This is a genomic window from Pseudomonas sp. ABFPK (assembly GCF_001586765.1).
Taxonomy (GTDB): domain Bacteria; phylum Pseudomonadota; class Gammaproteobacteria; order Pseudomonadales; family Pseudomonadaceae; genus Aquipseudomonas; species Aquipseudomonas asiatica.
Genome location: NZ_LQXW01000011.1, coordinates 59,903 through 85,632, shown reverse-complemented (window position 1 = coordinate 85,632; position 25,730 = coordinate 59,903). Strand labels below are relative to the sequence as shown.

Genomic DNA, 25,730 nt, shown 5'->3' with positions numbered 1-25,730 from the left:
GCACAGCCACCGAATATCTACCAGGCCGCCAGCAAGGTGTGCGCCGCCGCCGCACTTCGCTATAATCGCCGCCTTGCTGTGCCCGGCGGGTATGCATTCCCCCCTGGGCGCCTGACAAACCTCGGCTTTTACTGGGCCTGAAAGGATCACCATGTTCGAAAACCTGACCGACCGCCTGTCACAGACGCTGCGCCATGTCACCGGCAAGGCCAAGCTGACCGAAGACAACATCAAGGACACGCTGCGCGAAGTGCGCATGGCCCTGCTCGAGGCCGACGTTGCCCTGCCGGTGGTCAAGGATTTCGTCAACAGCGTCAAGGACCGTGCAGTCGGCACCGAGGTGTCGCGCAGCCTGACCCCGGGCCAGGCGTTCGTGAAGATCGTCCAGGCCGAGCTGGAAAGCCTGATGGGCGCGGCCAACGAAGACCTCGCACTGAACGCCGCTCCGCCAGCCGTGGTGCTGATGGCCGGCTTGCAGGGCGCCGGTAAGACCACCACCGCCGGCAAGCTGGCGCGCTTCCTCAAGGAGCGCAAGAAAAAGAGCGTGATGGTGGTGTCCGCCGACGTCTACCGCCCGGCGGCGATCAAGCAGCTGGAAACCCTGGCCAACGACATCGGCGTCACCTTCTTCCCGTCCGACATCAGCCAGAAGCCGGTGGCCATCGCTGAAGCGGCCATCCGCGAAGCCAAGCTGAAGTTCATCGACGTGGTCATCGTCGACACCGCCGGCCGTCTGCACATCGACGCCGACATGATGGACGAGATCAAGGCGTTGCATGCCGCGGTCAAGCCGATCGAGACCCTGTTCGTGGTCGACGCCATGACCGGCCAGGACGCCGCCAACACCGCCAAGGCCTTTGGCGAGGCGCTGCCGCTGACCGGCGTGGTGCTGACCAAGGTCGACGGTGACGCCCGTGGCGGTGCCGCGCTGTCGGTGCGTGCCATCACCGGCAAGCCGATCAAGTTCATCGGTATGGGCGAGAAGACCGAAGCCCTCGAACCGTTCCACCCCGACCGCGTCGCCTCGCGCATCCTCGGCATGGGTGATGTGCTCAGCCTGATCGAGCAGGCCGAGCAGAACATCGACAAGGCCAAGGCCGACAAGCTGGCCAAGAAGCTGAAGAAGGGCAAGGGCTTCGACCTCGAAGACTTCCGTGACCAGCTGCAGCAGATGAAGAACATGGGCGGCCTCGGCGGCCTGATGGACAAGCTGCCGAGCATCGGTGGGGTCAACCTGTCGCAGATGGGCAACGCCCAGGGCGCCGCCGAGAAGCAGTTCAAGCAGATGGAAGCGATCATCAACTCCATGACCCCGGCCGAGCGCCGTGATCCGGAGCTGATCAGCGGCTCGCGCAAGCGCCGCATTGCCATCGGTTCCGGCACCCAGGTGCAGGACGTCGGCCGCCTGATCAAGCAGCACAAGCAAATGCAGAAGATGATGAAGAAATTCTCCGCCAAGGGCGGCATGGCCAAGATGATGCGCGGCCTTGGCGGGATGCTGCCGGGCGGCGGCATGCCGAAGCTGTAACCCCTATTCCGGGGGCCTGCCGTTTGTCCGGCAGGCGCCCAGAACCCCCGCCGTGGCGGGGCAATGGCCGCGGATTTCGCGGCTCAACCGGCAGATCTGGACGGCAGGGCAGGGCCTTGCCGAAAAAGTCATTTGCAAATGTCCGTGTATTCCCCGAGAATATGCGGCCTTTTGGGCACCCGTGTGCCTATTTGGCATTCAGATTTGCAGTACCAGCTGCTGTATCAACTGCAGCACCGACTATAGGAACGATGTTCACATGGTAACCATTCGTCTGGCCCGTGGCGGCTCGAAAAAGCGCCCATTCTACCACCTGACCGTGACCAACTCGCGTAACGCCCGTGACGGCCGTTTCGTTGAGCGCGTAGGTTTCTTCAACCCGATCGCTGCTGGCGCCGAAGTCAAGCTGTCGGTCAACCAAGAGCGCGTCAACTACTGGCTGAGCCAGGGTGCACAGCCGTCTGAGCGCGTTGCTCAGCTGCTGAAGGACGCTGCCAAGGCTGCTGCCTGAGAAGTATGAACGCGACGCCAGAAAAGGCTGACGACCTCATCGTCGTTGGCAAGATTTTTTCGGTTCACGGCGTTCGCGGCGAGGTGAAGGTGTATTCCTTTACCGATCCGATTGAAAACCTGTTGGATTATCCGCGCTGGACGCTTCGGCACGAAGGCAAGGTAAAGCAGGTCGAGCTGGTCAACGGTCGTGGCTCCCAGAAGGGCCTGGTCGTGAAGCTGAAAGGCCTCGATGATCGCGATGAAGCCCGTCTTCTGAGCGGTTACGAAATCTGCATTCCGCGGAGCCTTTTGCCCAACCTGGCTGCTGACGAGTACTACTGGTACCAGTTGGTCGGCCTGAAGGTCATCAACCAGGACGAACAACTGTTCGGCAAGGTCGATCACCTGTTGGAGACCGGTGCGAACGATGTAATGGTGGTCAAGCCCTGCGCAGGCAGCCTGGATGATCGCGAGCGTCTGTTGCCCTATACGGCGCAATGCGTGCTCGACGTCGACCTGGAAGCTGGCGTGATGCGGGTTGAATGGGACGCGGACTTCTAAACGATGGGTAACCTTCGCGTAGACGTCATCACGTTGTTCCCCGAGATGTTCTCGGCCATCACGGAGTACGGCATTACCAGCCGCGCGGTGAAACAGGGGTTGCTTCAGGTGACTTGCTGGAACCCGCGGGACTACACCACAGATCGTCACCACACGGTGGATGATCGGCCGTTTGGCGGTGGTCCGGGCATGGTGATGAAAATCAAGCCTCTGGAAGACGCCCTGGTTAGCGCCAGGCAAGCGACCGGAGCAGCGGCGAAGGTGATCTACCTTTCGCCACAAGGCCGCAAGCTGACTCAGCAGGCGGTCAAAGGCCTGGCCGAACAGGAATCGTTGATCCTGATCGCCGGTCGTTATGAAGGCATCGACGAGCGCTTTATCGAGGCTCATGTCGATGAGGAGTGGTCGATTGGCGACTATGTGCTTTCCGGTGGCGAGCTGCCGGCCATGGTACTGATCGATGCGGTTACACGGCTGCTGCCCGGAGCTTTAGGGCATGTGGACTCGGCGGAAGAAGATTCCTTCACCGACGGTCTGCTCGATTGCCCGCACTACACCCGGCCTGAGGTGTATGCGGATCAGCGTGTTCCCGACGTGTTGCTAAGTGGCAACCATGCACACATCCGGCGTTGGAGAATGAAGCAGTCCCTTGGTAGGACCTTCGAACGACGCGCCGATCTTCTGGAAAGTCGCTCGCTTTCTGGAGAAGAGAAGAAGCTGCTCGAGGAATATCTCCGCGAGCGGGACGATAGTTAAACGTATCGATGGTGGATCACGTATCCATCTTAGGAGCACAGCATGACCAACAAGATCATCCAGCAGCTCGAAGCCGAGCAGATGAGCAAGGAAATCCCGACCTTCGCACCAGGCGACACCGTTGTCGTTCAGGTTAAAGTGAAGGAAGGTGAGCGTTCCCGTCTGCAGGCGTTCGAAGGCGTCGTTATCGCCAAGCGTAACCGCGGTCTGAACAGCGCCTTCACCGTGCGCAAGATCTCCAGCGGCGTTGGCGTAGAGCGTACCTTCCAGACCTACAGCCCGCAAATCGACAGCCTGGCCGTGAAACGTCGTGGTGACGTGCGTAAAGCCAAGCTGTACTACCTGCGCGACCTGTCCGGCAAAGCCGCTCGCATCAAGGAAAAACTGTCCTGAGTGCAGTTTGCCCGGTGGCCGAGGCCGCCTAGCGAGAAAAAAGCAGCCTTCGGGCTGCTTTTTTGCGTTTTGACCCCCGAAGATGTGATTGCCATGACTACCCGAGAGCAGGAAATCCTGCGCCGCACCGAACTGTCGGTGACCCGCGTGACCAAGGCGGTGTTCCCCAACACCACCAACCACCACAACACCCTGTTCGGCGGCACCGCCCTGGCCTGGATGGACGAAGTGTCGTTCATTGCTGCCACGCGCTTCTGCCGCCTGCCACTGGTGACCGTGTCCACTGACCGCATCGACTTCAAGCACCCGATCCCGGCGGGCTCGATCGTCGAGTTGGTGGGGACGGTCATCAAGGTGGGTAATACCAGTTTGCAGGTGCAGGTGGATGTGTTCGTCGAGAACATGTACCTGGATGGGCGCGAGCGAGCGATTCACGGGGTGTTCAGCTTCGTCGCCATCGACGAGGACAAGCGGCCGGTGCCGGTTTTGCCCCAGGCCTGAGTTCTCCTGCACTGGCCCTTTCGCGGCTAAAGCCGCTCCCACAGGGATCGCACATACCTCAAGGGCGGTGATATCTCTGTGGGAGCGGCTTTAGCCGCGAAGAGGCCAGTACAGACAACAATTATGCTGCTGTGAAACACTAAGCCACCTCCAACACCCAGCAGCCCCGAATGCCCGCCCTAGACCACCCCCTGATCGACCAGTTCCTCGACGCCCTGTGGCTTGAAAAGGGCCTGTCCGACAACACCCGCATGTCCTACCGCAGCGACCTGGCCCTGTTCAACGGTTGGCTGCAGGAACACGGCTTCAGCTTGCCCGATGCCGGCCGCGACCTGATTCTCGACCACCTGGCCTGGCGCCTCGACCAAGGCTACAAGCCGCGCTCCACGGCACGCTTCCTGTCCGGCCTGCGCGGTTTCTTCCGCTACCTGCTGCGGGAAAAGCTGGTGGCCATCGACCCGACCCTGCAAGTCGACATGCCGCAACTGGGCAAGCCGCTGCCCAAGTCGTTGTCCGAAGCCGACGTCGAAGCCTTGCTGCAGGCCCCGGACCTGGGCGAAGCCATTGGCCAGCGTGACCGCGCCATGCTCGAAGTGCTTTACGCCTGCGGCCTGCGGGTCACCGAACTGGTCAGCCTGGCCCTCGACCAGGTCAACTTGCGCCAAGGCGTGCTGCGGGTGATGGGCAAGGGCAGCAAGGAGCGCCTGGTGCCCATGGGCGAAGAGGCGGTGATTTGGTTGCAGCGCTACCTGCGCGATGGCCGCGCCGAACTGCTCAATGGCCGCCCCAGCGATGTCTTGTTCCCCAGCCAGCGTGGCGAGCAGATGACCCGCCAGACCTTCTGGCATCGCATCAAGCACCATGCCCGGGTCGCCGGTATCGACAAACCGCTGTCGCCGCATACCCTGCGCCATGCCTTCGCTACTCATCTGCTCAACCATGGTGCCGACCTGCGCGTGGTGCAGATGCTGCTGGGCCACAGTGACCTTTCGACCACGCAGATCTACACCCATGTCGCCAAGGCCCGCCTGCAGCAATTGCATGCCCAGCACCACCCGCGTGGATGAATGTTTTTCATGTTCCGCCGACCGGTCCTTGCAAGGCCCTTCACCGGCGGTGTGATGTGGTAGGCTTGAGCGGTTTGCACCAAGGGCCGCACGGTCACCGCGTATTTTCCGCAGGTGGCGCCCTCCGGCCCCTGTCCGCCTTCAGGAGTTCCCATGCGCGTGACCCAGTTTTTCGCCGCCGCCGCGTTGGCGCTGGCCAGTACCTTTGCCGCTGCCGCGGCAACCGATAGCAATGCTGCTGCCGAGCAGGCCATCCGTAAGTCATTGCAGAACCTCGAGCTGGAAGTGCCCGTCGAAAGCGTGGCCAGCAGCCCGGTCAGCGGCCTCTATGAAGTCAAGCTGCAGGGCGGCCGCGTGCTGTATGCCAGCGGCGACGGCCAGTTCGTGATGCAGGGCTACCTGTTCCAGATCCAGGACGGCAAGCCGGTCAACCTCACCGAGAAGACCGAGCGCCTGGGCATTGCCAAGCTCATCAACGGCATTCCAGCCGCCGAGATGGTGGTTTATCCTGCCAAAGGCGAGACCAAGTCGCACATCACCGTGTTCACCGACACCACCTGCCCGTACTGCCACAAGCTGCACGCCGAGGTGCCCGAGCTCAACCGCCGCGGTATCGAAGTGCGCTATGTCGCCTTCCCGCGTCAGGGCCTCGGTTCGTCGGGTGACCAGCAGTTGCAGGCCGTCTGGTGTTCCAGCGACCGCCGTGCGGCGATGGACAAGATGGTCGAGGGTGAGGAAATCAAGGCCGCCAAGTGCGCCAACCCGGTCAGCAAGCAGTTCCAGCTGGGCCAGTCGATCGGCGTCAATGGCACGCCGGCGATCGTCCTTGAAAGCGGCCAGGTCATTCCGGGCTACCAGCCGGCACCGCAGGTCGCCAAGCTGGCACTGGCCAAGTAATCCAATTCAGTACGCCGTCGTCATGGGGTGACGGCATGTTTCACGGTCGGCATAGGTGCCGGCCGTTCAATGGGGAGTTCACAGTGAAACCGGTCAAAGTAGGCATCTGTGGGTTGGGGACCGTCGGTGGCGGAACCTTCAATGTACTTCAGCGCAACGCCGAGGAGATCGCCCGCCGTGCCGGGCGCGGTATTGAAGTGGCACAGATTGCCATGCGCTCGCAGAACCCGAACTGCCAGATTACCGGTACCCCCATTACCGCTGATGTGTTCGAAGTTGCGAGCAACCCGGAGATCGACATTGTCATCGAGCTGATCGGTGGCTACACCGTGGCCCGCGAACTGGTGCTCAAGGCCATCGAGAACGGCAAGCACGTGGTCACCGCCAACAAGGCGCTGATTGCCGTGCACGGCAATGAAATCTTCGCCAAGGCCCGCGAGAAGGGCGTGATCGTCGCCTTCGAAGCGGCCGTGGCCGGTGGCATCCCGGTGATCAAGGCCATCCGCGAAGGCCTGTCGGCCAACCACATCAACTGGCTGGCCGGCATCATCAACGGCACCGGCAACTTCATCCTCACCGAAATGCGTGAGAAGGGCCGCGCCTTCCCGGACGTGCTGGCCGAAGCCCAGGCGCTGGGTTACGCCGAAGCCGACCCGACTTTCGACGTTGAAGGCATCGATGCCGCGCACAAGCTGACCATCCTGGCTTCGATCGCTTTCGGCATCCCGCTGCAATTCGACAAGGCCTACACCGAAGGCATCACCCAGCTGACCACTGCTGACGTGAATTATGCCGAGGCCCTGGGCTACCGCATCAAGCACCTGGGTGTGGCCCGCCGCACTGCCGAAGGTATCGAGCTGCGCGTACACCCGACGCTGATCCCGGCCGACCGCCTGATCGCCAACGTCAACGGCGTGATGAACGCCGTCATGGTCAACGGCGACGCCGCCGGTTCCACGCTGTACTACGGCGCCGGTGCCGGCATGGAGCCTACCGCTTCGTCGGTAGTCGGCGATCTGGTGGATGTGGTCCGTGCCATGACCTCCGACCCGGAAAACCGCGTGCCGCACCTGGCCTTCCAGCCGGATTCGCTGTCGGCCCACCCGATCCTGCCGATCGAAGCCTGCGAAAGTGCCTACTACCTGCGCATCCAGGCCAAGGATCACCCTGGCGTACTGGCCCAGGTGGCCAGCATCCTCTCGGAGCGTGGCATCAACATCGAGTCGATCATGCAGAAGGAAGCCGAGGAACAGGACGGCCTGGTGCCGATGATCCTGCTGACCCATCGCGTGGTCGAGCAGCGCATCAACGACGCCATCGTCGCCCTGGAAGCCCTGCAGGACGTCATCGGCAAGGTCGTGCGCATTCGCGTCGAGCAGCTCAACTAACAATAGTGCCGTGGGGCCGCCAGCGCGGCCCCGGCCCCAGTATCGAAGGTTTGCACCCATGCGCTATATCAGTACCCGCGGCCAGGCTCCGGCCCTCAATTTCGAAGACGTCCTGCTGGCTGGCCTGGCCAGCGACGGCGGCCTGTACGTCCCGGAAAACCTGCCACGCTTCACCCAGGAAGAAATCGCCTCGTGGGCTGGCCTGCCGTACCACGAACTTGCTTTCCGGGTGATGCGCCCGTTCGTCGAAGGCAGCATCGCCGACGCCGACTTCAAGAAGATCCTCGAGGAAACCTACGGCGAGTTCGCCCACGCTGCGGTTGCCCCGCTGCGTCAGTTGAACAGCAACGAGTGGGTGCTGGAGCTGTTCCACGGCCCGACCCTGGCGTTCAAGGACTTCGCCCTGCAACTGCTCGGCCGCCTGCTGGACCACGTGCTGGCCAAGCGCAACGAGCGCGTGGTGATCATCGGCGCCACCAGCGGTGACACCGGTTCCGCCGCCATCGAAGGCTGCCGCCGTTGCGACAACGTCGACATCTTCATCCTGCACCCGCACCAGCGCGTGTCGGAAGTGCAGCGCCGGCAGATGACCACCATCTTCGGCGACAACATCCACAACATCGCCATCGAAGGCAACTTCGACGACTGCCAGGAAATGGTCAAGGCCAGCTTCGCCGACCAGTCGTTCCTCAAGGGCACCCGCCTGGTTGCGGTCAACTCGATCAACTGGGCGCGGATCATGGCCCAGATCGTCTACTACTTCCACGCTGCCCTGCAGCTGGGTGGCCCGGCGCGTTCCGTGGCGTTCTCGGTGCCGACCGGCAACTTCGGCGACATCTTCGCCGGCTACCTGGCACGTAACATGGGCCTGCCGGTCAGCCAGCTGATCGTCGCCACCAACCGCAACGACATCCTGCACCGCTTCATGAGCGGCAACCAGTACGTCAAGGAAACCCTGCACGCGACCCTGTCGCCGTCGATGGACATCATGGTCTCGTCCAACTTCGAGCGCCTGCTGTTCGACCTGCACGGCCGCAACGGCGGCGCCATTGCCGAGCTGATGGCCAACTTCAAGCAAGGTGGCGGCTTCAGCGTCGAGCAAGACCGCTGGACCGAAGCGCGCAAGCTGTTCGACTCGCTGGCAGTGAGCGACGAGCAGACCTGCGAAACCATCGCCGAAGTGTTCGCCGCTACCGGCGAAGTGCTCGACCCGCACACCGCTATCGGCGTCAAGGCTGCCCGCGAGTGCCGCCGCAGCCTGGACACGCCGATGGTGGTGCTGGGCACCGCGCACCCGGTCAAGTTCCCGGAAGCGGTGGAGAAGGCTGGTGTTGGCAAGGCGCTGGAGCTGCCGGCGCACCTCAGCGACCTGTTCAGCCGTGAAGAGCGTTGCACGGTGCTGGCCAATGACCTGAAGGCCGTGCAGGGCTTTGTCAGCCAGCATGGTAACCGCGGCAAGCCTTTGTAAGCATCGGGGCCGCACTGCGGCCCATCGCCGGCAAGCCAGCGCCCACCCCGACCGCATAGACCCAAGGTCATGTGCAATCCCTGTGGGAGCTGGCTTGCCGGCGATGGGCTGCGGAGCAGCCCTAATTATCCGAATTTTCCCACTGCTCCATCAGAAACATCCTATTCAGGCCGCCCAGCGGCAACGCCTAAATTAGCCGGTCCTCCCATCAGGAGCGGCTCATGCACCAGCCCTACGTGTTGATCCACCAGGCTCGCCCATCCCATCAGATCCTCCTGCACCAGGCCCTCAACGCTCAGGGCATGTTCCATGTGCGCATCAGCGAAACCAGTGCAGACCTCGACGCCTGCCTGAACGCCGATCACCGCCCCGATCTGCTGATCCTTGACCACGCCATGCCAACCCGGGCCGGCCTTGCCTTGCTCGAACAGCAGCACCGAACCCGCGCTTTGCTGTTCGTCGGCCAGGCTACCCCCAAGCGCCGCAACCTTGCCCAAGAGGCCAGAAACCGGGGCCTGTGGGTGCTCGCCGAACTGTCCTGGCCACTGTCGATGCCATGCCTGCAGCGCGCTCTGCAGGCACTGCAGGTGCGCCCGTGGCGGTGTATTCAAACTGTCACGTCCGCCCCGCATGCTCACTGAAGCAGCCGCGGTGTAACGAACTTTCCGCTGCGTCTGTTGGTCAGTTCCTCTATATCCCACCACGCAGCGAGTGATCCGGATGGAAAGAATCTGCAGACTGCTCAACGAAGCCCTGACCCCCTATCAGACCCACCTCGGCGTCGCCGATGCCCAGGGTAATCGCCAACTGACCGTTCATGACCGCCTCGCCGGCATCACCTTGCGGCGCACGGTGAGCGAACGCCAGTTGCAGGAACAACGCCTGTTGGTCGACCTGGTGGATGGCCTTCACCGTGACCTGCAGATCGCCGAAGGGCGTTTGCAGCCCTGTGTGATCGCGGCATTGCAGCAGCGTCAGCAACCCCATGGAACCTTTGCCTGAGTGGTTTATCAGACACTGTAGGGGCAGCCGGGCCAGTGCTTTGCTCCGGCGCTGGCAAGGCTGTCACGGGAAGCCCCCAAGGGCTTTCGCTTGGCCCCGGGCGTGTTTCCCCAGCGCCCGGGGTTTCTTTTTTTGGGGGGGCAGGCACATATCCTTGTAGGAGCGGCCTTGTGTCGCGATGGGCCGCGAAGCGGCCCCGGCAATCTTTGCGGCGAAGCTGAAAATGTGGGGCCGCTACGCGCCCCATCGCGACACAAGGCCGCTCCTACAGGGGCCGATCGGGCAGCTAGTGGTCTTCGAAGAAGCGCTTGCTCTCTTCCAGATAGTCTTCCTGCAACGCCGGGTCCAGCCAGCGTGCATACAACCCCGGCAACACATCCCGGCGCAAGGCAGGCAGCAGGTGGTCGATGTGCGCAATCGCTTCACGCCCAAGCTCGCTGTTCGAACAACCTACATGCAGAAACTGGTAGCGGTTCACCCCTTGCACAGGATGAAACCGGTAGTCAGCCAGTGCCCCGCCTTGCTGCTCCACCAGGTAGCGCACTTCGGGCCAGTAACCGAGTACCATGCGCAGGCGCCCGAGCTGTTGCATCTGCAGCAGGTTGGCGGTGGCGTCGTTGCCGTAGTGGCGGCTGAACGCGGTGTCGGGCAACTGGCGCAGGATGGCGTCGATCTGCGTGCCATAGCTGCGCTCGGCGACAACACCCAGCTTCAGTGGGGTCTTGCTCAGCAGGTTGAGCAGGTCTACCTCCTGGCCGTCGAGGTAAGGCGCCACCAGCGCCTCGCTTTCCTTGCGCAGCACCAGGCCGCCACTGAGCACGCCCAGGGAGGGCACGGAAAACCTCACATATTCAGCGCGTTCCGGCGTCCACAGCAGGGTCGGGTCGCAGGTGAAGCTATTCGGGTCCTGCAGCATCTGGATGCCGCGGGCGCGGTTGACCCGCAGGATGCTGTGGTCGTACTCGGGCATCTGCCTGATCAGCAGGGGCAGCAACTGGTCGATCACCCCTTGGCCTTTTTCCGGCCCTTCCAGAATGGTAAACGGCGGCAGGTCGCGCACCAGCCAGAAGAGGCGCTCCTTGGCGCTGGCAGGCTGCAACAGCAATGCGGGCAGCAGCCCGCACAGCAGGGCCAGGTGGCGTAGGCAACGGGCAGCGCGCATGGACCAGGGCCGCGCCAGTGTCAGACCGTGCCTGCTGCGCGCAGGTTGGCGATGGCCGCCGCGTCGTAGCCCAGGGTGCCGAGCAGTGCCTCGGTGTGTTCGCCCAGCGCCGGGCCTACCCACTCGGTGGAGCCGGGGGTGTCCGACAGCTTGGGCACGATCCCCGGCATGCGGAATGGCTTGCCGTCCGGCAGCTTGGCCTGCAGGAACATTTCGCGTGCCAGGTACTGCGGGTCATTGAACATGTCCTCGGCCGAATAGATGCGGCTGGCCGGCACTTCGGCGGTGTTCAGCACCTGTATCAGCTGCTCCAGCGGCAGGCTGTTGGCCCAGCGGTCGATTACCCCGTACAGCTCGTCACGGCGCAGGTCGCGGCCATCGTTGGTGGCCAGGGTCGGGTCGTCGGCCAGGTCGGTGCGGCCAATGGCCTGCATGAAGCGCTTGAAGATCGCATCGCCGTTGGCGCCGATCTGTACATGCTTGCCGTCAGCGCTGGTGTGAATGGAGGAGGGCGTGATGCCTGGCATGATGTTGCCGGTGCGTTCGCGGATAAAGCCGAACACGTCGAACTCCGGGACCATGCTTTCCATCATGGCGAAGATCGCTTCGTACAGGGCCACGTCCACCACCTGGCCCTGGCCGCCGTTGACTTCCCGGTGTCGCAGCGCCATCAGTGCACCGATCACCCCCCACAAGGCAGCAATCGAGTCACCGATGGAAATGCCCGTGCGCACCGGTGGGCGGTCGTCGAAGCCGGTGATGTAGCGCAGGCCGCCCATCGACTCGCCCACGGCGCCGAAGCCCGGCTGGTCCTTCATCGGCCCGGTCTGGCCGAAGCCCGACAGGCGCACCATTACCAGGCGCGGGTTGAGCGCGTGCAGCACGTCCCAGCCCAGGCCGAGTTTTTCCAGCACACCCGGTCGGAAGTTCTCGATCAGGATGTCGGCCTCGGCCAGCAGGCGCTTGAGAATCTCGCGGCCCTCTGGGTGTTTGAGGTTGAGGGTGAGCGACTGCTTGTTGCGGGCCTGCACGAACCACCACAGCGAGGTGCCCTCGTACAGCTTGCGCCATTTGCGCAACGGGTCGCCGCCATCGGGCGATTCGACCTTGATCACCTCGGCGCCGAATTCGGCACAGATGCGCGAGGCGAACGGGCCAGCGATGAGGGTGCCGAGTTCGACAACCTTGAGACCGGCGAGGGGTTTGCTGGGCGTAGTCATGGGGCATCCGTGGCAGCTGGGCAGATGCGTGGTTTTATCATAGGTCCGAAGCGGCAGATACTGCTGCGGGGCAACGAAGGGCAGTATCGGTTAGACTGTGTCACTTTTTCTCTGCGCAAGAAGCCCGTCGACCATGGCCCAGCCGTCCACCACCTACAAATTCGAACTGAACCTGACCGACCTCGACCGCGGCGTGTACGAAAACGTCCGTCAGACCATTGCCCGCCACCCTTCGGAAACCGAAGAACGCATGGCCGTACGCCTGCTGGCCTACGCCCTCTGGTACAACGAAAACCTGTCGTTCGGCCGTGGCCTGTCCGACGTGGACGAGGCGGCGCTGTGGGAAAAGAGCCTGGACGATCGCATCCTGCACTGGATCGAAGTGGGCCAGCCGGACGCCGACCGACTGACCTGGTGCTCGCGCCGCACCGAGCGTACCAGCCTGCTGGCCTACGGCAGCCTGCGCGTATGGCAGAACAAGGTGGTAGACGCGGTCAAGGGGCTGAAGAACCTGAGCATCGCCGCTGTGCCGCAGGAGGTGCTGGAAACCCTCGCCACCGACATGCCCCGCACCATCAAGTGGGACGTGATGATCAGTGAAGGCACCTTGTTCGTCACCGACGACCGTGGCCAGCACGAAGTGCAGCTGGAGTGGCTGCTTGGTGAGCGCGGCTGAAGCACCCCATGCGTATCGAACCTCGCCCGCTGCCGCCGACCCTGCCATTCCTGGGTAACCTGCCACCCTTGCTGACCCGCCTGTACGCCGCGCGCGGCGTGCAGAGCGAGGCCGAGCTGGACAAAAGCCTCGCGCGCCTGCTGCCGTACCAGCAGCTCAAGGGCATCGAGGCTGGCGTGGATCTGCTGGTCGAGGCTATCGACCAGCGCCAGCGCATCCTCATCGTCGGCGACTTCGATGCCGACGGCGCCACTGCCAGTACTGTCGGCGTGCTGGGCCTGCGCCTGCTGGGCGCGGCCCATGTCGACTACCTTGTGCCCAACCGCTTCGAATACGGTTACGGCCTGACCCCGGAAATCGTCGAGGTGGCGCTGCAACGCCAGCCGCAGCTGCTGATCACCGTGGACAATGGGATTTCCAGCGTCGACGGTGTGGCTGCCGCCAAGGCCGCCGGGCTCAAGGTGCTGGTCACCGACCACCACCTGCCGGGCGCGGAGTTGCCCGACGCTGACGCCATCATCAACCCCAACCAGCCGGGCTGCAGTTTCCCGAGCAAGGCGCTGGCCGGGGTAGGGGTGATCTTCTACGTGCTGATGGCCCTGCGTGCGCGCCTGCGCAGCCTGGGGCGCTACGAAACGCAGCCGCAGCCGAACATCGGCGAATTGCTCGACCTGGTTGCCCTGGGCAGCGTCGCCGACGTGGTGCCATTGGATGCCAACAACCGCATCCTGGTGCACCAGGGCCTCGAGCGCATTCGCGCCGGCCGTGCCCGGCCGGGGCTCAAGGCCATTCTTGAAGTGGCCCGTCGCGATCACCGGCGCATCACCTCGACCGACCTCGGCTTCATCCTTGGCCCGCGGCTGAACGCTGCCGGGCGCCTGGACGACATGAGCCTGGGCATCGAATGCCTGCTGTGTGAAGACGCGGCCCTGGCCCAGGACATGGCCCAGCAGCTGGACGACCTGAACCAGGACCGCAAGTCCATCGAACAGGGCATGCAGCGCGAGGCCCTGGCCCAGCTCAAGGACCTGCCTGTCGAGTCGATGCCATATGGCCTGTGCCTGTTCGATGCCGACTGGCACCAGGGGGTAATCGGTATTCTGGCTTCGCGCCTGAAGGAGCGTTACCACCGGCCGACCATCGCTTTTGCCGACGCTGGCGAGGGCATGCTCAAAGGGTCGGCGCGTTCGGTGCCGGGGTTCCATATTCGCGATGCGCTGGATGCGGTGGCGGCGCGCCACCCGCACCTGATCAGCAAATTCGGCGGCCACGCGATGGCGGCGGGGTTGTCGTTGCCCGAGGCTAATTTCCCGGCATTTGCCGAGGCGTTCGATGAAGAAGTGCGACGCCAGCTGCGCGAAGAGGACCTGACCGGTCGGCTGTTGTCCGACGGCAGCCTGGCGGTGGAGGAGTTCCACCTCGACCTAGCCAAGGCCCTGCGGCATGCCGGGCCTTGGGGGCAGCACTTCCCCGAGCCGCTGTTCCATGGCGTGTTCCAGCTGGTGGAGCAACGCGTGGTGGGCGAGCGGCACCTGAAGGTGGTGCTCAAGAGCGAGTGCGGCTCGGTGCGGTTGGACGGCATTGCCTTTGGCATTGACCGCGAAGTGTGGCCGAACCCGACGGTGCGTTGGGTCGAGCTGGCGTACAAGCTGGATGTGAACGAGTTTCGTGGCAATGAAAGTGTGCAGTTGATGATTGCCCACATGGAGCCGCGTTGAGGGTAGATACCGCCGCTGCTGACGGCCTGGCGCAGGCCCGTTGTGGGAGCGGGTTCACCCGCGAACACCGGCGAAGCCGGTGCCATCCACTGCGTCGCCTGCTTCGCGGGTAAACCCGCTCCCACAGGGCCTGCGGCGGGCTTGAGACTTGCGCTGTACCTGTGGGAGCTGGCTTGCCGGCGATCACCGGCGAAGCCGGTGCCATCCATCGCGTCGCATTCTTTGCGGGTAAAAGCTATCAGCTGAGCTCAGATAGCTTTTTTCGCTGCCGGTTTTGCCAGTGCATCACACCTGCTGCGCCAAACGAGGCCAGGCTAAGCAGTGAGAAAAACACAGTTCCCTCCAAAAGTGCGAGATTGTATATTTCGATCACATACTGCTTGAGGGATGGCTCATACAGGACTTCGTTATCGGTCGATAGCCGCCTGACGATTGGTCCGGACAAAGCATCCTCGATCTCGACGAAGAGTGGTGTTTTCTTATTGATGTTGGCAGCATCATAACGCGTTTTTTGAGCATATATCCGACGTCTGGTAACTTGTCCGCTTGGCTCTTTGTAGGTGATCTGAAAGGTGTAAAGCGATTTGTCGTAATCCCAAGTATCAGGTGCGGATGCAAGAGTTGCTCTGACGCTTACCCATGGCGCGGTTATCGGTTCTGGGTCTTCCGTTCTCATGGTAAGCTGTGCGAGTACAAAACAAAAAAATATAGAGCCTGCAAATAACAGGCAGGTAACCCGTTTACCCGGCTCCAATGCTCGCATCATTTGCATCCACGACTGCCAAGTCAACATCGGAAACAATCCTCGGCCCTATTCTATTCAACGATACTTGTCTTGCTGCGGTGCTGAGCAGCAGGCATATTTGTCTTGGCCTCCACCCACTACAGTTGTAATAGAGGGGATTGGCCCGGCCGGTGATTGCCCGTTAATGCTTTCAATTCCTACTGTTATCGTAGCTCCCCCTCCAGTGGCGGGAGGTGTGGGTGGTGCAATAGGTGGGTTGATGCCGCCATGTTGTATTATCGGTGGGGTGATAGTGAATGACTCTAGCGTTCTAGTGTCTAGTTTGATTTCCAAGGTGTTCGGGTTCCATGTGATGACTTGTATTAGTCCTCCGAAATGGTCGCGTATGGATTGTGGGTCTGTAATAACTAGGCTAGGCGCTAGCACCGGTGTTGCGCTCTCTTTTGTTATGTCGTGTTTAATGAGTGCGTCCATTATTGGGGTGATTGCCTTTTGAATTTGTTTTGCAAGTTCTGAATTATACGTCCCAAATAAGCTCGTTCCCAATGATATGGCGGTAAAGGTGCCTGCGACCCAAGGTGCACCTACCAGTATTGCAAAACCCGCAACGACGCCCGCTACATTACCTACAAGGCTGACATAGTCCCCTACATTCGGCTCGTCGTTGGGCTGGTACTCGGCAACAATCTTCAGAAAGGTTACCGTGCCCGCCAAGGTGTTGGTAACGATATTTATAAACGGAACCGCGCCCGCAGTCATTTGCGTAACTGACAATACAGAAGCAATCGCGCTGCTTGTCTGGGCGCTCTGTACTACAAGTGCGAAGCCCTGGTTGTCAGTCTTGAACTGATCGTGAACCGCAGCGGCCGCGCCAGCTTGGAACCCAGGCCTCCCGACCCTGTCGACCATGGCGACAAATATCTCTACTCGATTAGTCATAGTTGAAGTCCTTGTTGATTGTCTTGAATGCAATGGTGATGCGCAGGCGGTCGCAGTCTGTGGCTGGAGATTTAGCACGGTGCGGTATTTCACCATTGAAGATTGTGATGCGCCTTGGTTTGGGTAACGCCGCGGCGATAACGTCCGTCTTGGCGTCATTGCAGAATAAAAGCTCACCTCCCCACGTCGTAGCCCAGTAGTCGTTACAGAAGAGCACTGCGGTATACCCCGGCTCGCCTGGCAGGTTATCTCGGTGAATCGGGCTGTCTTGCCCAGAGGTTTGGCCGTTTGCATACACGCCGATCAGTCTGGAGTTTTTCATATGCACAGCACATAGACGTTTCCAGATGTTGATGAGGAATCCCCAGCGCTCGTTTGCAACCAGTTCTTGCTCACAACATTCCAGTGATTCACGCTTGCTTCCTGCAATGAAAAAATGCCAGCAGGGGCGAGCGAAGGGCGTGGAGTTTATTGGCCAGTCGTATCTCCATAGGGTATGTGAGAATGCGTTGTTGAGTTTGGCTTGTTCATCAGGTGTAATAGCATCGTCTAGAATGCTTACATCTCTAGATGTAAATTCTCTCGACATTTTCTATGTCTCAAATTTTGTACATGCCTTAAAGGCTCTTGCCCAAGTAGTGCTGGCTGGCGCAGTGAGACATTAGTGATTTGGTGTCGAGGGGGCGATAGGAAGTGGGACTTACCGATTGAGAAGATTTTCCGACCCGGATGTGGCTTTTGAGGAAATTGGCTGTGGGAAATTTCTCATTGCCCCGGCGCACCGGGGCGACAAGGTATACATGGGTGTGGCAACCCATTTATGTTTGGAGTAATTACTGGTCTCTAGCAAATAACAGTAACGTCAACGAGCCATACCTAACTCGGCATCATCCATCAGTGCCTTGGCCATCGCACATAGATAGTGCGCAGCCCAGATCATCATGGGTTTCTCATCCATTAGCCCGACGATGGTCAACTCCCGCACATAGCCCATCAATTCCGAAGCCTGATCACGGGCGTCTCGGCACGGAATGCCCGCTTCGATGCGAAATAATGGGTGGGTCTGGTTTTCACCCTGAAAGAAAGTGGTCTTGCCGACGGTGAACTGGGTGTCGTCTGTGTTCATTGATCCCTCTCCTGATCATTCTGAGCGTTTTGTCGAAGGAGAAGAAATGAGGGAGGTTCAGGGACTGTCATTTTCATATCAATCACTCGTATGGTTGCTGATTGACCGCCTCTCCGATTCCACACGAAGGGTGGCAGTTGTACGCGGTGTGGAATCCAGGCTACGAGTAAACCCGGTAGGCTTTGCGGCCTTACGCGCACAACTGCCATGACGACAGCTACTCGGTAATTGATCGGGATTCCACCCCCGGCCGCTGAATGCCAGCGACCAGCAAAGGCTAGAGAGTCGGGATTCCAGTAACAATCAGACGCGAGTCGACAGGACTTGTAGGTTATTTCCTCAGCCTAGGCTTCACCAGATCTGGGCCGTAAGGGATATCTGAAACTCTGATCAGACATGGCGCTGGTAACGCAGAGCCGTTCAACCTCTACCAAATCCCATGGAACCTCCCCCCCAACCATTCTGGTCTAGTCTGAAGTTATGACCGGACCTGGGCCAGGGACGTGCAATTGAGTGTCCGGGCCGGATCACCATTGGAGTCCTTGGGAGGTGCCCTCATGAGCCTGCTGCTCGAGCCTTACACCCTGCGTCAGCTGACCCTGCCCAACCGCATCGCCGTTTCGCCGATGTGCCAGTATTCCGCCGTCGATGGTCTGGCCAACGATTGGCACCTTGTCCATTTAGGCAGCCGCGCCGTGGGCGGCGCTGGCCTGGTAATCACTGAAGCCGTGGCGGTGACCGCCGATGGCCGCATCACCGCTGAAGACCTCGGCCTGTGGGACGACGCTCAGATCGCCCCGCTGCAACGCATCACCCGTTTCATCACCGCCCAGGGGAGCGTGCCCGGCATCCAGCTGGCTCACGCCGGGCGCAAGGCCAGCACCTATCGCCCATGGCTGGGCAAGCAAGGCAGCGTCAAGCTCGAGGAGGGCGGCTGGCAACCGGTGGGCCCGTCGAAAATCGCCTTCGACCCGCAACACACGACGCCGCACGAGTTGAACCACAATGAGATTCAGGCTGTGATCGCCGCCTTTGTCGCCTCTACCGAGCGCGCCCTGAAGGCCGGTTTCAAGGTGGTCGAAATCCATGCCGCCCACGGCTACCTGTTGCACCAGTTCCTGTCGCCGCTGAGCAACCAGCGTCGCGACGAATACGGCAGTTGCTTCGAAAACCGCATCCGCCTGACCCTGCAGGTGGTCGAGGCCGTGCGCAAAGTCTGGCCCGCCGAGTTACCGCTGTTCGTGCGGGTGTCGGCGACCGACTGGGTCGAGGACGGCTGGAACCCGGATGAAACCGTCGAACTGGCCCGCCGTCTGCGTGGTTTGGGCGTCGACCTGATCGACGTGTCCTCCGGCGGCACCTCGGTCAACGCCGAAATCCCCACCGGCCCGGGCTACCAGACGCGCTTCGCCGAGCGTGTGCGCAAGGAATCGGAAATCGCCACCGGCACTGTGGGCATGATCACCGAACCGGCCCAGGCCGAGCACATTCTGCGCACTGGCCAGGCCGACATCATCTTCCTCGCCCGCGAACTGCTGCGCGACCCGTACTGGCCGCTGCACGCCGACGACGACCTGGGCGGCAACAAAGCTACCTGGCCTGCGCAGTACCAGCGCGCCACCAGCCGGGCCAACCCGATTCACGAGTCGGACCTGCGGGATTGACCTGACCCAAGCATTACACGGTCGTTATAGGAGCGGCCTTGTGTCGCGAAAGGGCTGCGAAGCGGCCCCAGGTTTCCAGCTCCGCCGCTGATATTGCCGGGGCCGCTTTGCGGCCCTTTCGCGACACAAGGTCGCTTCTACAACGACCGCGTCGGCATCTCAATTCAGCTATAGGCAGCCTTGCTGAGGATATCGCTTACCCACTGGTTGATACTTTTCTCGGCCAACTCGGCCTTGGCCGCCACACTGGCATGAAGGGTAGGCTCCAGGCGCAGGCTGAGCTTGCCGGAGTAGGTTTTCTGTGGCTCACGGCCCAGGCGTTGGCAAGTCTCAAGATAATCGTCCACGGCGTCTTCGAATGCCTGGCGCAGCTCACTGATCGATTCGCCATGGAAACCGATCACATCGCGAATACCTGCGACATGGCCGATCAGTAACTGGTCTTCGTCGCTGTATTCGATACGAGCGGCGTAGCCGCGGTAGGTCATGACATTCATGGTATTACTCCTGCCTGCTTGAGGAACTGGCGGGCGTCTCTTAGTTGATAGGGCTTGGCGTGCCTGTCCGGATGAGGGCGATGGAAGGTTGCTACTGCGCCATTGAGTTCAAAGCGAACCCGTGACCCTCTTCCTTCGATGACCCGGGCACCCAGTGATACCAACATTGACTCCAGTCGCACCCATTCCAGCGTCCTGGGAACCGGCTTTTTCAGTACTGCTTCAAGTGTGGCTTGCTGATGGTTATTCATGGTATCAGATTATGATACCAATGAGAGGGGCTCAATGGATGCGTAGTAGGATGGAGGGGATCGTGCTTGAAGGAAATGTCTGAGATGTTGATCGAGGGGATGCAAAAGCCCCTCGATCAACACGACCGCTCAATGCTTGATCATCACATGCCGCACACAGGTGTAGTCCTCCAGCCCATACATCGACATGTCCTTGCCATACCCCGAATGCTTCTGCCCGCCATGGGGCATTTCGCTGACCAGCATGAAGTGGGTGTTCACCCAGGTGCAGCCATACTGCAGGCGCGCCGCCAGGCGGTGGGCGCGGCCGGTGTCGCGGGTCCATACCGATGAGGCCAGGCCGTAGTTGGAGTCGTTGGCCCATTCCAGCGCCTGCGCTTCGTCGTTGAAGCGGGTCACCGACACTACCGGGCCGAACACTTCGTTGCGCACGATTTCGTCGTCCTGCAGGGCGTCGGCCAGCACGGTCGGTTCGAAGAAGAAACCGTCGCCCTCGATCGCCTTGCCACCCGTCACCAGGCGAATGTGTGGCTGGGCAATGGCCCGTTGCACCAGCCCTGCGACCTTGTCGCGGTGCTGGGCACTGATCAGTGGCCCCAGTTCGGTGTCCTCGGCTTCCTGCAGGCCCGGTTTGAGGCTGGCCACCGCGGCCCCCAGGCGTTCGACGAAACGCTCGTAGATGCCATCCTGCACGTACAGCCGACAGGCGGCGGTGCAGTCCTGGCCGGCGTTGTAGAAGCCGAAGGTACGGATGCCGTCGATGGCGGCATCGATGTCGGCATCGTCGAACACCAGCACCGGGGCCTTGCCGCCCAGTTCCATGTGCATGCGTTTCACGCTGTCGGCGGTGGCGCTGATGATGTGCGCACCGGTGGGGATCGAGCCGGTCAGCGACACCATGCGCACCTTGGGGTGGTTGACCAGCGGGTTGCCGACCGTCTGGCCACGGCCGAAGATTATGTTCAGCACCCCCGGTGGCAGCAGGTCCCGGGTCAGTTCGCCAAGGCGCAGGGCGGTCAGCGGGGTCAGCTCGGAGGGCTTGATCACCACCGTGTTGCCGGCAGCCAGGGCCGGGGCGATCTTCCACGCCAGCATCATCAACGGGTAGTTCCACGGCGCGATCGAGGCCACCACGCCCAGCGGGTCGCGGCGGATCATCGAAGTATGCCCCGGCAGGTACTCGCCGGCTGCCGAGCCGCCCAGGCAGCGCGCCGCACCGGCGAAGTAGCGGAACACGTCGGCAATTGCCGGGATCTCGTCATTCAGCGCGGCGCTCAGCGGCTTGCCGCAGTTCTGCGATTCCAGTCGAGCCAGTTCATCGCCATGGGCTTCGATAGCGTCGGCCAGTGCCAGCAAGGCTTGCGAGCGCTCCTTTGGGCTGGTTTGCGACCAGCTGTCGAAGGCCTGGTCGGCGGCGCGCACGGCGCTGTCCACCTGGGCCTCGCTGGCTTCGTTGATCTGCGCCAGGGCACTGCCCAGCGCCGGGTTGAGCACGGTCCAGGCCGGGCCTTCGCCAGCGACCAGTTGGCCATTGATCAGCATCTGCGTTTGCATCGGGGACTCCTCCAGGGTCATTTGCCGCTGCCCGCGACGCTTTCACCGCCACGGGTCAGGTAATAGGCGCCAAGGATCGGCAGCATGGTCACCAGCATCACCAGCATGGCGACCACGTTGGTCACCGGCACGTCGCGCGGGCGGCTGAGCTGGTTGAGCAGCCAGATCGGCAGGGTGCGTTCGTGGCCGGCAGTGAAGGTGGTGACGATGATTTCGTCGAACGACAGGGCAAAGGCCAGCATGCCACCGGCCAGCAGCGCCGAACCGAGGTTGGGCAGGATGATGTAGCGGAAGGTTTGCCAACCGTCGGCACCGAGGTCCATCGAAGCTTCGATCAGGCTCTGCGAAGTGCGCCGCAGGCGGGCGATCACGTTGTTGTAGACGATAACCACACAGAACGTAGCATGGCCGACCACGATGGTGAACACGCCGGGCTCGATCCCCAGGCTCTTGAACGCCGAGAGCAGGGCGATGCCGGTAATGATGCCAGGCAGGGCAATAGGCAGTATCAGCATCAGCGAAATGCTCTCCTTGCCGAAAAAGCTGCGCCTGTACAGCGCCGCCGAGGCCAGCGTGCCGAGCACCAGGGCGATCAGCGTGGCCAGGCAGGCCACCTGCAGCGACAGCTTTATCGCTTCCAGCACATCGGGCCGGGCAAAGGCCACGGCGAACCACTTCAGGGTAAAGCCCTTGGGCGGGAAGCTGAACGCCGCGTCTTCGGTGTTGAAGGCATACAGGAAGATGATCAGGATCGGGAAGTGCAGGAACAGTAACCCGCCCCAGGCCGCCATGCGCAGCCCGGTCGAGGCTTTTTCAGAGTGCATCGAAGGCCCCCAGTCGCTTGACGATGGACAGGTACACCGCGATCAGCACGATCGGCACCAGGGTGAACGCGGCGGCCATCGGCATGTTGCCGATCGCCCCTTGCTGGGCATAGACCATGCTGCCGATGAAATAGCCGGGCGGGCCGATCAGCTGCGGCACGATGAAGTCGCCCAGGGTCAGCGAGAAGGTGAAGATCGAGCCGGCGGCAATGCCCGGGATCGACAGCGGCAGTATCACCTGCACGAAGGTTTGCCCGGGCCGGGCGCCGAGGTCTGCAGAGGCTTGCAGCAGCGACGGCGGCAAGCGTTCCAGCGAGGCCTGGATCGGCAGGATCATGAACGGCAGCCAGATGTACACGAACACCATGAAGCGCCCCAGGTGCGAAGTCGACAGCGTGCTGCCGCCCACGCCCGGCACCGTCAGCACCGTTTGCAGCAGGGCATCCAGGTGCAGCTGCTGGACGAACCACTGGGCCACGCCGCCCTTGGCCAGCAGCAGGGTCCAGGCGTAGGTCTTGACGATGTAGCTGGCCCACATCGGCATCATCACTGCGATGTAGAAAAATGCCTTGGTCTTGCCGCTGGTGTAGCGCGCCATGTAGTAGGCGATGGGGAAGGCCAGCACCGCGCTGGCCAGCGACACCGCCAGCGCCATTCCCAGGGTGCGCAGGATGATGTCGAGGTTCGACGGGTTGAACAGCGCGGCGAAATTGCCCAGGGTCAGGTCCGGGGTCACCGCCATGGTGAAGTCGTCGAAGGTATAGAAGCCCTGCCACAGCAAGTTCAGCAGCGAGCCCAGGTAGATGGCGCCGAACCAGGTCAGCGGTGGGATAAGCAGCAGGGCCAGGTACAGGTTGGGGCGCCGGTACAGCAGGTTGGACAGGCCGCGCAGTGTGCTCATGTCAGCGGCCCTCCGTTTCCTGCAGCACCGTCATGGCTTCGCGGGGCCAGTGCGCCTGTACCCGTTGCCCTGTTTGCCATGCCTGTGCCTGCGCCTGCCAGCGGTCGTTGGCCTGGCTCACCGCCAGCAACTGGCCGCTGTCCAGTTGCAGCTCGTAGCGGGTGGCACTGCCCTGGTACTGGATATCGCGCAGCTGGCCGCTGACCTGGACGTGCTGGCCGGCTGTGGCCGGGTCGCCGAGGCGGATGTGTTCGGGGCGGATGGAGAAGGGGGCCGGGCTGCCATTGAGCGCCATGGCCAGTTCGCCACGCAGCACATTGGAGGTGCCGACGAATTCCGCCACGAAGGTGGTGGCCGGCTGCATGTACAGGTTGCGCGGGGTGTCGACCTGCTCGATACGGCCGCGGTTGAACACTGCGACGCGATCGGACATCGACAGCGCCTCGGTCTGGTCGTGGGTGACGAAGATGAAAGTGATGCCCAACTGGCGTTGAAGTTTTTTCAGCTCGCCCTGCATCTGTTCGCGCAACTTCAGGTCCAGCGCGCCAAGCGGCTCGTCCAGCAGCAGTACCCGTGGCCGGTTGACCAGCGCGCGGGCAAGGGCCACGCGTTGGCGTTGGCCGCCGGACAACTGCGCCGGTTTGCGCGCGCCGTAGCCGGCCAGGGCCACCATCGCCAGGGCTTCTTCGGCGCGGCTGTGGCGTTCGGCCTTGGCCACGCCTTTTACCTTCAGGCCGTAGGCGATGTTGTCCAGTACGTTCATGTGCGGGAACAGGGCGTAGTCCTGGAATACGGTGTTGACGTCGCGCTGGTAGGGCGGTACGCCCGTAGCCTCGACACCGTGGATGCGGATCGAACCGCTGGTGGGTTGCTCGAAGCCGGCGATCAGGCGCAGGCAGGTGGTCTTGCCCGAGCCAGAGGGGCCGAGCATGGAGAAGAATTCGCCATCGATGATGTCGATGCTGACCTGGTCGACGGCCTTGACCTCGCCGAAGGTGCGGGAAACCTGGGTGAACTGGACGGCTAGGGGCATGCGTGTGCTCCGGACAACTGGCTTACTCCTGTGCCTGCCTCTTCGCGGGTGAACCCGCTCCTACAGGTTCATCACCGCCTGTAAGGGTGGTGCTCTACCTGTGGGAGCGGGTTCACCCGCGAAGAGGCAGGCACAGGCATTCAGGCAACCTCAGCGCCCGCCCATGATCGCAATGTAATCCTGGGTCCAGCGGCTATAAGGCACGAACTTGCCGCCCTGGGCCTGCGGGGTTTTCCAGAAGGCGATCTTGTCGAAGTTGTCGAAACCGTTGGTCTTGCAGCCCTCGGCCCCCAACAGCTCGTTGCCGGTGCAGGCCGCCGGCACCGCCGGCAACGAACCGAACCAGGCCGCCACGTCACCCTGTACCTTCGGTTGCAGCGACCAGTCCATCCATTTGTAGGCACAGTTGAGGTGCTTGGCCTCGCTGTGCAGCATGGTGGTGTCGGCCCAGCCGGTCGCGCCTTCTTTGGGAATGGTCGAGGCCACGGGCTGCTTTTCGGCTTTGAGGCCATTGACCATGTAGCCCCAGGAGCTGGAGGCAACCACGCCTTCGTTCTTCACGTCGCTCATCTGCACCGTGGCATCATGCCAATAGCGGTGGATCAGCGGTTGTTGCTGGCGCAGCAGTTCCAGCACGGCCTTGTATTGTGTTTCGCTCAGCTCGTACGGGTCCTGGATGCCCAGTTCCGGTTTGGCCGTCTTCAGGTACAACGCCGCATCGGCGATGTAGATCGGCCCATCGTAGGCCTGCACGCGGCCCTTGTTCGGCTTGCCGTCGGGCAGGTTCTGCGGCTCGAACAGCACACCCCAGGTGGTGGGCGCCTGCTTGAAAACGTCGGTGTTGTACAGCAGCACGTTCGGGCCCCATTGGTACGGGGTGCCGTAGACCCGCTTGTCGACCACGTACCAGCCACCGTTCTGCAGCCGTGGGTCGATGTTCTTCCAGTTGGGGATCAAGTCGGTGTTGATCGGCTGTACCCGCTTGCCCGCGATCAGCCGCAGCGAGGCATCGCCCGAGGCGGTGACCAGGTCGTAGCCGCCCTTGGTCATCAGGCTGACCATCTCGTCGGAGGTGGCGGCGGTCTTGACGCTGACCTTGCAGCCGGTTTCCTTCTCGAAGCCGGTCACCCAGTCGTAGGCCTTGTCGCTTTCACCGCGCTCGATGTAGCCGGGCCAGGCGACGATGTCCAGGCGGCCCTCGCCGGGCCCCAGGGCCTTGGGCGGTTCGGCAGCCTGCAGGCTGGCGCTGGCCAGCACGGCGCAGGCGGTTGCGCCGAGCAATGCGGTCTTGTGCACTGACATGGTGTTCCCTCTTCTTGGAGATTTTGGTCGGGGCAGTCATCAAGCAAGCCGTGAAGCGATCGTCA

28 protein-coding genes are annotated in these 25,730 nt (G+C 62.0%); 15 read left to right on the top strand and 13 right to left on the bottom strand.

The annotated features are described in order from the left end of the window. Positions 1-151: 151 nt before the first annotated feature. From ffh to WM94_RS09030, 12 genes are all read left to right on the top strand, one after another. Positions 152-1,528 (top strand): signal recognition particle protein, encoded by a 1,377-nt coding sequence (gene ffh, locus WM94_RS09085; protein ID WP_013971189.1) that lies wholly within the window; start codon positions 152-154, stop codon positions 1,526-1,528. Between the two features lie 259 nt (positions 1,529-1,787). Further along, on the top strand, positions 1,788-2,039 hold the full coding sequence (gene rpsP / locus WM94_RS09080; protein WP_003259424.1) for a 30S ribosomal protein S16: 252 nt from the start codon (positions 1,788-1,790) through the stop codon (positions 2,037-2,039). 5 nt (positions 2,040-2,044) lie between these two features. Beyond that, positions 2,045-2,581, top strand: a complete 537-nt coding sequence (rimM, locus tag WM94_RS09075) for a ribosome maturation factor RimM (protein ID WP_013971190.1) — start codon at positions 2,045-2,047, stop codon at positions 2,579-2,581. 3 nt (positions 2,582-2,584) lie between these two features. After that, positions 2,585-3,337, top strand: a complete 753-nt coding sequence (gene trmD / locus WM94_RS09070) for a tRNA (guanosine(37)-N1)-methyltransferase TrmD (protein ID WP_003252146.1) — start codon at positions 2,585-2,587, stop codon at positions 3,335-3,337. 42 nt (positions 3,338-3,379) lie between these two features. Next, a complete protein-coding gene (gene rplS / locus WM94_RS09065; RefSeq protein WP_003252148.1) occupies positions 3,380-3,730 on the top strand; it encodes a 50S ribosomal protein L19 in 351 nt (116 codons plus the stop codon). 93 nt (positions 3,731-3,823) lie between these two features. Next, positions 3,824-4,231 carry an acyl-CoA thioesterase gene (locus WM94_RS09060; protein ID WP_054573223.1) on the top strand — a complete coding sequence of 136 codons (408 nt, stop codon included), beginning with the start codon at positions 3,824-3,826 and terminating at the stop codon, positions 4,229-4,231. A 170-nt stretch (positions 4,232-4,401) separates the two neighbouring features. Next, the gene (xerD, locus tag WM94_RS09055; protein ID WP_061551013.1) at positions 4,402-5,298 is read left to right on the top strand and encodes a site-specific tyrosine recombinase XerD; all 897 of its coding nucleotides are present in this window, start codon (positions 4,402-4,404) and stop codon (positions 5,296-5,298) included. Between the two features lie 153 nt (positions 5,299-5,451). Beyond that, on the top strand, positions 5,452-6,195 hold the full coding sequence (locus tag WM94_RS09050; protein ID WP_003259432.1) for a DsbC family protein: 744 nt from the start codon (positions 5,452-5,454) through the stop codon (positions 6,193-6,195). Between the two features lie 83 nt (positions 6,196-6,278). Beyond that, positions 6,279-7,583, top strand: coding sequence for a homoserine dehydrogenase (locus tag WM94_RS09045; protein WP_003259434.1), 1,305 nt, complete (start codon positions 6,279-6,281; stop codon positions 7,581-7,583). Between the two features lie 58 nt (positions 7,584-7,641). Next, positions 7,642-9,051 carry a threonine synthase gene (gene thrC, locus WM94_RS09040; protein WP_010952565.1) on the top strand — a complete coding sequence of 470 codons (1,410 nt, stop codon included), beginning with the start codon at positions 7,642-7,644 and terminating at the stop codon, positions 9,049-9,051. A gap of 221 nt (positions 9,052-9,272) precedes the next feature. After that, on the top strand, positions 9,273-9,692 hold the full coding sequence (locus WM94_RS09035) for a response regulator (RefSeq protein ID WP_061551012.1): 420 nt from the start codon (positions 9,273-9,275) through the stop codon (positions 9,690-9,692). Between the two features lie 79 nt (positions 9,693-9,771). After that, the gene (locus WM94_RS09030) at positions 9,772-10,053 is read left to right on the top strand and encodes a DUF3509 domain-containing protein (RefSeq protein ID WP_015269143.1); all 282 of its coding nucleotides are present in this window, start codon (positions 9,772-9,774) and stop codon (positions 10,051-10,053) included. A 286-nt stretch (positions 10,054-10,339) separates the two neighbouring features. Here WM94_RS09030 and WM94_RS09025 read toward each other — a convergent pair whose 3' ends face one another. Both WM94_RS09025 and WM94_RS09020 read right to left on the bottom strand, forming a co-directional pair. Further along, entirely contained in the window at positions 10,340-11,215 is an 876-nt protein-coding gene (locus WM94_RS09025; protein WP_061551011.1) for a TIGR02285 family protein, read from the bottom strand. A 20-nt stretch (positions 11,216-11,235) separates the two neighbouring features. After that, positions 11,236-12,435: a CaiB/BaiF CoA-transferase family protein gene (locus WM94_RS09020; RefSeq protein WP_039612793.1), complete on the bottom strand. Its 1,200-nt coding sequence runs from the start codon at positions 12,433-12,435 to the stop codon at positions 11,236-11,238. Between the two features lie 133 nt (positions 12,436-12,568). On the opposite strand from WM94_RS09020, the gene WM94_RS09015 reads away from it, so the two are divergent. Then, entirely contained in the window at positions 12,569-13,111 is a 543-nt protein-coding gene (locus WM94_RS09015) for a YaeQ family protein (protein WP_013971198.1), read from the top strand. An 8-nt stretch (positions 13,112-13,119) separates the two neighbouring features. Then, the gene (gene recJ, locus WM94_RS09010; RefSeq protein ID WP_013971199.1) at positions 13,120-14,829 is read left to right on the top strand and encodes a single-stranded-DNA-specific exonuclease RecJ; all 1,710 of its coding nucleotides are present in this window, start codon (positions 13,120-13,122) and stop codon (positions 14,827-14,829) included. 238 nt (positions 14,830-15,067) lie between these two features. Here recJ and WM94_RS09005 read toward each other — a convergent pair whose 3' ends face one another. The 4 genes from WM94_RS09005 to WM94_RS08990 all read right to left on the bottom strand — a co-directional run bounded on the left by WM94_RS09005 (position 15,068) and on the right by WM94_RS08990 (position 17,639). Next, positions 15,068-15,622 carry a hypothetical protein gene (locus WM94_RS09005; RefSeq protein ID WP_061551010.1) on the bottom strand — a complete coding sequence of 185 codons (555 nt, stop codon included), beginning with the start codon at positions 15,620-15,622 and terminating at the stop codon, positions 15,068-15,070. Between the two features lie 27 nt (positions 15,623-15,649). Further along, positions 15,650-16,513, bottom strand: coding sequence for a hypothetical protein (locus tag WM94_RS09000; protein WP_061551009.1), 864 nt, complete (start codon positions 16,511-16,513; stop codon positions 15,650-15,652). Continuing rightward, complete coding sequence (locus WM94_RS28890; protein WP_082810541.1) at positions 16,506-17,102, bottom strand: 2OG-Fe(II) oxygenase; 597 nt, start codon at positions 17,100-17,102, stop codon at positions 16,506-16,508. The genes WM94_RS09000 and WM94_RS28890 overlap by 8 nt, the downstream gene beginning before the upstream one ends. A 273-nt stretch (positions 17,103-17,375) precedes the next feature. After that, positions 17,376-17,639: a DUF3077 domain-containing protein gene (locus WM94_RS08990; protein WP_061551008.1), complete on the bottom strand. Its 264-nt coding sequence runs from the start codon at positions 17,637-17,639 to the stop codon at positions 17,376-17,378. 557 nt (positions 17,640-18,196) lie between these two features. On the opposite strand from WM94_RS08990, the gene WM94_RS08985 reads away from it, so the two are divergent. Further along, positions 18,197-19,303 carry an NADH:flavin oxidoreductase/NADH oxidase gene (locus WM94_RS08985; protein WP_039612794.1) on the top strand — a complete coding sequence of 369 codons (1,107 nt, stop codon included), beginning with the start codon at positions 18,197-18,199 and terminating at the stop codon, positions 19,301-19,303. Positions 19,304-19,467: 164 nt separating this feature from the next. Here WM94_RS08985 and WM94_RS08980 read toward each other — a convergent pair whose 3' ends face one another. The 7 genes from WM94_RS08980 to ydcS form a co-directional block, all read right to left on the bottom strand. Next, positions 19,468-19,800, bottom strand: coding sequence for a type II toxin-antitoxin system HicB family antitoxin (locus WM94_RS08980; RefSeq protein WP_013971202.1), 333 nt, complete (start codon positions 19,798-19,800; stop codon positions 19,468-19,470). Continuing rightward, the gene (locus tag WM94_RS28885; protein ID WP_082810540.1) at positions 19,797-20,051 is read right to left on the bottom strand and encodes a type II toxin-antitoxin system HicA family toxin; all 255 of its coding nucleotides are present in this window, start codon (positions 20,049-20,051) and stop codon (positions 19,797-19,799) included. Before WM94_RS28885 ends, WM94_RS08980 begins: the two co-directional genes overlap by 4 nt. A 129-nt stretch (positions 20,052-20,180) precedes the next feature. Then, positions 20,181-21,605: a gamma-aminobutyraldehyde dehydrogenase gene (locus WM94_RS08975; protein ID WP_061551007.1), complete on the bottom strand. Its 1,425-nt coding sequence runs from the start codon at positions 21,603-21,605 to the stop codon at positions 20,181-20,183. Positions 21,606-21,622: 17 nt separating this feature from the next. Continuing rightward, positions 21,623-22,429, bottom strand: coding sequence for an ABC transporter permease (locus tag WM94_RS08970; protein ID WP_061551006.1), 807 nt, complete (start codon positions 22,427-22,429; stop codon positions 21,623-21,625). Then, entirely contained in the window at positions 22,419-23,330 is a 912-nt protein-coding gene (locus WM94_RS08965; protein ID WP_061551005.1) for an ABC transporter permease, read from the bottom strand. Before WM94_RS08965 ends, WM94_RS08970 begins: the two co-directional genes overlap by 11 nt. A 1-nt stretch (position 23,331) precedes the next feature. After that, the gene (locus WM94_RS08960) at positions 23,332-24,363 is read right to left on the bottom strand and encodes an ABC transporter ATP-binding protein (RefSeq protein ID WP_061551004.1); all 1,032 of its coding nucleotides are present in this window, start codon (positions 24,361-24,363) and stop codon (positions 23,332-23,334) included. A gap of 150 nt (positions 24,364-24,513) precedes the next feature. Then, complete coding sequence (gene ydcS / locus WM94_RS08955; RefSeq protein ID WP_061551003.1) at positions 24,514-25,665, bottom strand: putative ABC transporter substrate-binding protein YdcS; 1,152 nt, start codon at positions 25,663-25,665, stop codon at positions 24,514-24,516. Positions 25,666-25,730: the final 65 nt, after the last annotated feature.

Coding starts and splice junctions, on each gene's coding strand:
- ffh (WP_013971189.1), top strand. CDS start 152: ATGTTCGAAAACCTGACCGACCGCCTGTCACAGACGCTGCGCCATGTC.
- rpsP (WP_003259424.1), top strand. CDS start 1,788: ATGGTAACCATTCGTCTGGCCCGTGGCGGCTCGAAAAAGCGCCCATTC.
- rimM (WP_013971190.1), top strand. CDS start 2,045: ATGAACGCGACGCCAGAAAAGGCTGACGACCTCATCGTCGTTGGCAAG.
- trmD (WP_003252146.1), top strand. CDS start 2,585: ATGGGTAACCTTCGCGTAGACGTCATCACGTTGTTCCCCGAGATGTTC.
- rplS (WP_003252148.1), top strand. CDS start 3,380: ATGACCAACAAGATCATCCAGCAGCTCGAAGCCGAGCAGATGAGCAAG.
- WM94_RS09060 (WP_054573223.1), top strand. CDS start 3,824: ATGACTACCCGAGAGCAGGAAATCCTGCGCCGCACCGAACTGTCGGTG.
- xerD (WP_061551013.1), top strand. CDS start 4,402: ATGCCCGCCCTAGACCACCCCCTGATCGACCAGTTCCTCGACGCCCTG.
- WM94_RS09050 (WP_003259432.1), top strand. CDS start 5,452: ATGCGCGTGACCCAGTTTTTCGCCGCCGCCGCGTTGGCGCTGGCCAGT.
- thrC (WP_010952565.1), top strand. CDS start 7,642: ATGCGCTATATCAGTACCCGCGGCCAGGCTCCGGCCCTCAATTTCGAA.
- WM94_RS09035 (WP_061551012.1), top strand. CDS start 9,273: ATGCACCAGCCCTACGTGTTGATCCACCAGGCTCGCCCATCCCATCAG.
- WM94_RS09030 (WP_015269143.1), top strand. CDS start 9,772: ATGGAAAGAATCTGCAGACTGCTCAACGAAGCCCTGACCCCCTATCAG.
- WM94_RS09025 (WP_061551011.1), bottom strand. CDS start 11,215: ATGCGCGCTGCCCGTTGCCTACGCCACCTGGCCCTGCTGTGCGGGCTG.
- WM94_RS09020 (WP_039612793.1), bottom strand. CDS start 12,435: ATGACTACGCCCAGCAAACCCCTCGCCGGTCTCAAGGTTGTCGAACTC.
- WM94_RS09015 (WP_013971198.1), top strand. CDS start 12,569: ATGGCCCAGCCGTCCACCACCTACAAATTCGAACTGAACCTGACCGAC.
- recJ (WP_013971199.1), top strand. CDS start 13,120: ATGCGTATCGAACCTCGCCCGCTGCCGCCGACCCTGCCATTCCTGGGT.
- WM94_RS09005 (WP_061551010.1), bottom strand. CDS start 15,622: ATGTTGACTTGGCAGTCGTGGATGCAAATGATGCGAGCATTGGAGCCG.
- WM94_RS09000 (WP_061551009.1), bottom strand. CDS start 16,513: ATGACTAATCGAGTAGAGATATTTGTCGCCATGGTCGACAGGGTCGGG.
- WM94_RS28890 (WP_082810541.1), bottom strand. CDS start 17,102: ATGTCGAGAGAATTTACATCTAGAGATGTAAGCATTCTAGACGATGCT.
- WM94_RS08990 (WP_061551008.1), bottom strand. CDS start 17,639: ATGAACACAGACGACACCCAGTTCACCGTCGGCAAGACCACTTTCTTT.
- WM94_RS08985 (WP_039612794.1), top strand. CDS start 18,197: ATGAGCCTGCTGCTCGAGCCTTACACCCTGCGTCAGCTGACCCTGCCC.
- WM94_RS08980 (WP_013971202.1), bottom strand. CDS start 19,800: ATGAATGTCATGACCTACCGCGGCTACGCCGCTCGTATCGAATACAGC.
- WM94_RS28885 (WP_082810540.1), bottom strand. CDS start 20,051: ATGAATAACCATCAGCAAGCCACACTTGAAGCAGTACTGAAAAAGCCG.
- WM94_RS08975 (WP_061551007.1), bottom strand. CDS start 21,605: ATGCAAACGCAGATGCTGATCAATGGCCAACTGGTCGCTGGCGAAGGC.
- WM94_RS08970 (WP_061551006.1), bottom strand. CDS start 22,429: ATGCACTCTGAAAAAGCCTCGACCGGGCTGCGCATGGCGGCCTGGGGC.
- WM94_RS08965 (WP_061551005.1), bottom strand. CDS start 23,330: ATGAGCACACTGCGCGGCCTGTCCAACCTGCTGTACCGGCGCCCCAAC.
- WM94_RS08960 (WP_061551004.1), bottom strand. CDS start 24,363: ATGCCCCTAGCCGTCCAGTTCACCCAGGTTTCCCGCACCTTCGGCGAG.
- ydcS (WP_061551003.1), bottom strand. CDS start 25,665: ATGTCAGTGCACAAGACCGCATTGCTCGGCGCAACCGCCTGCGCCGTG.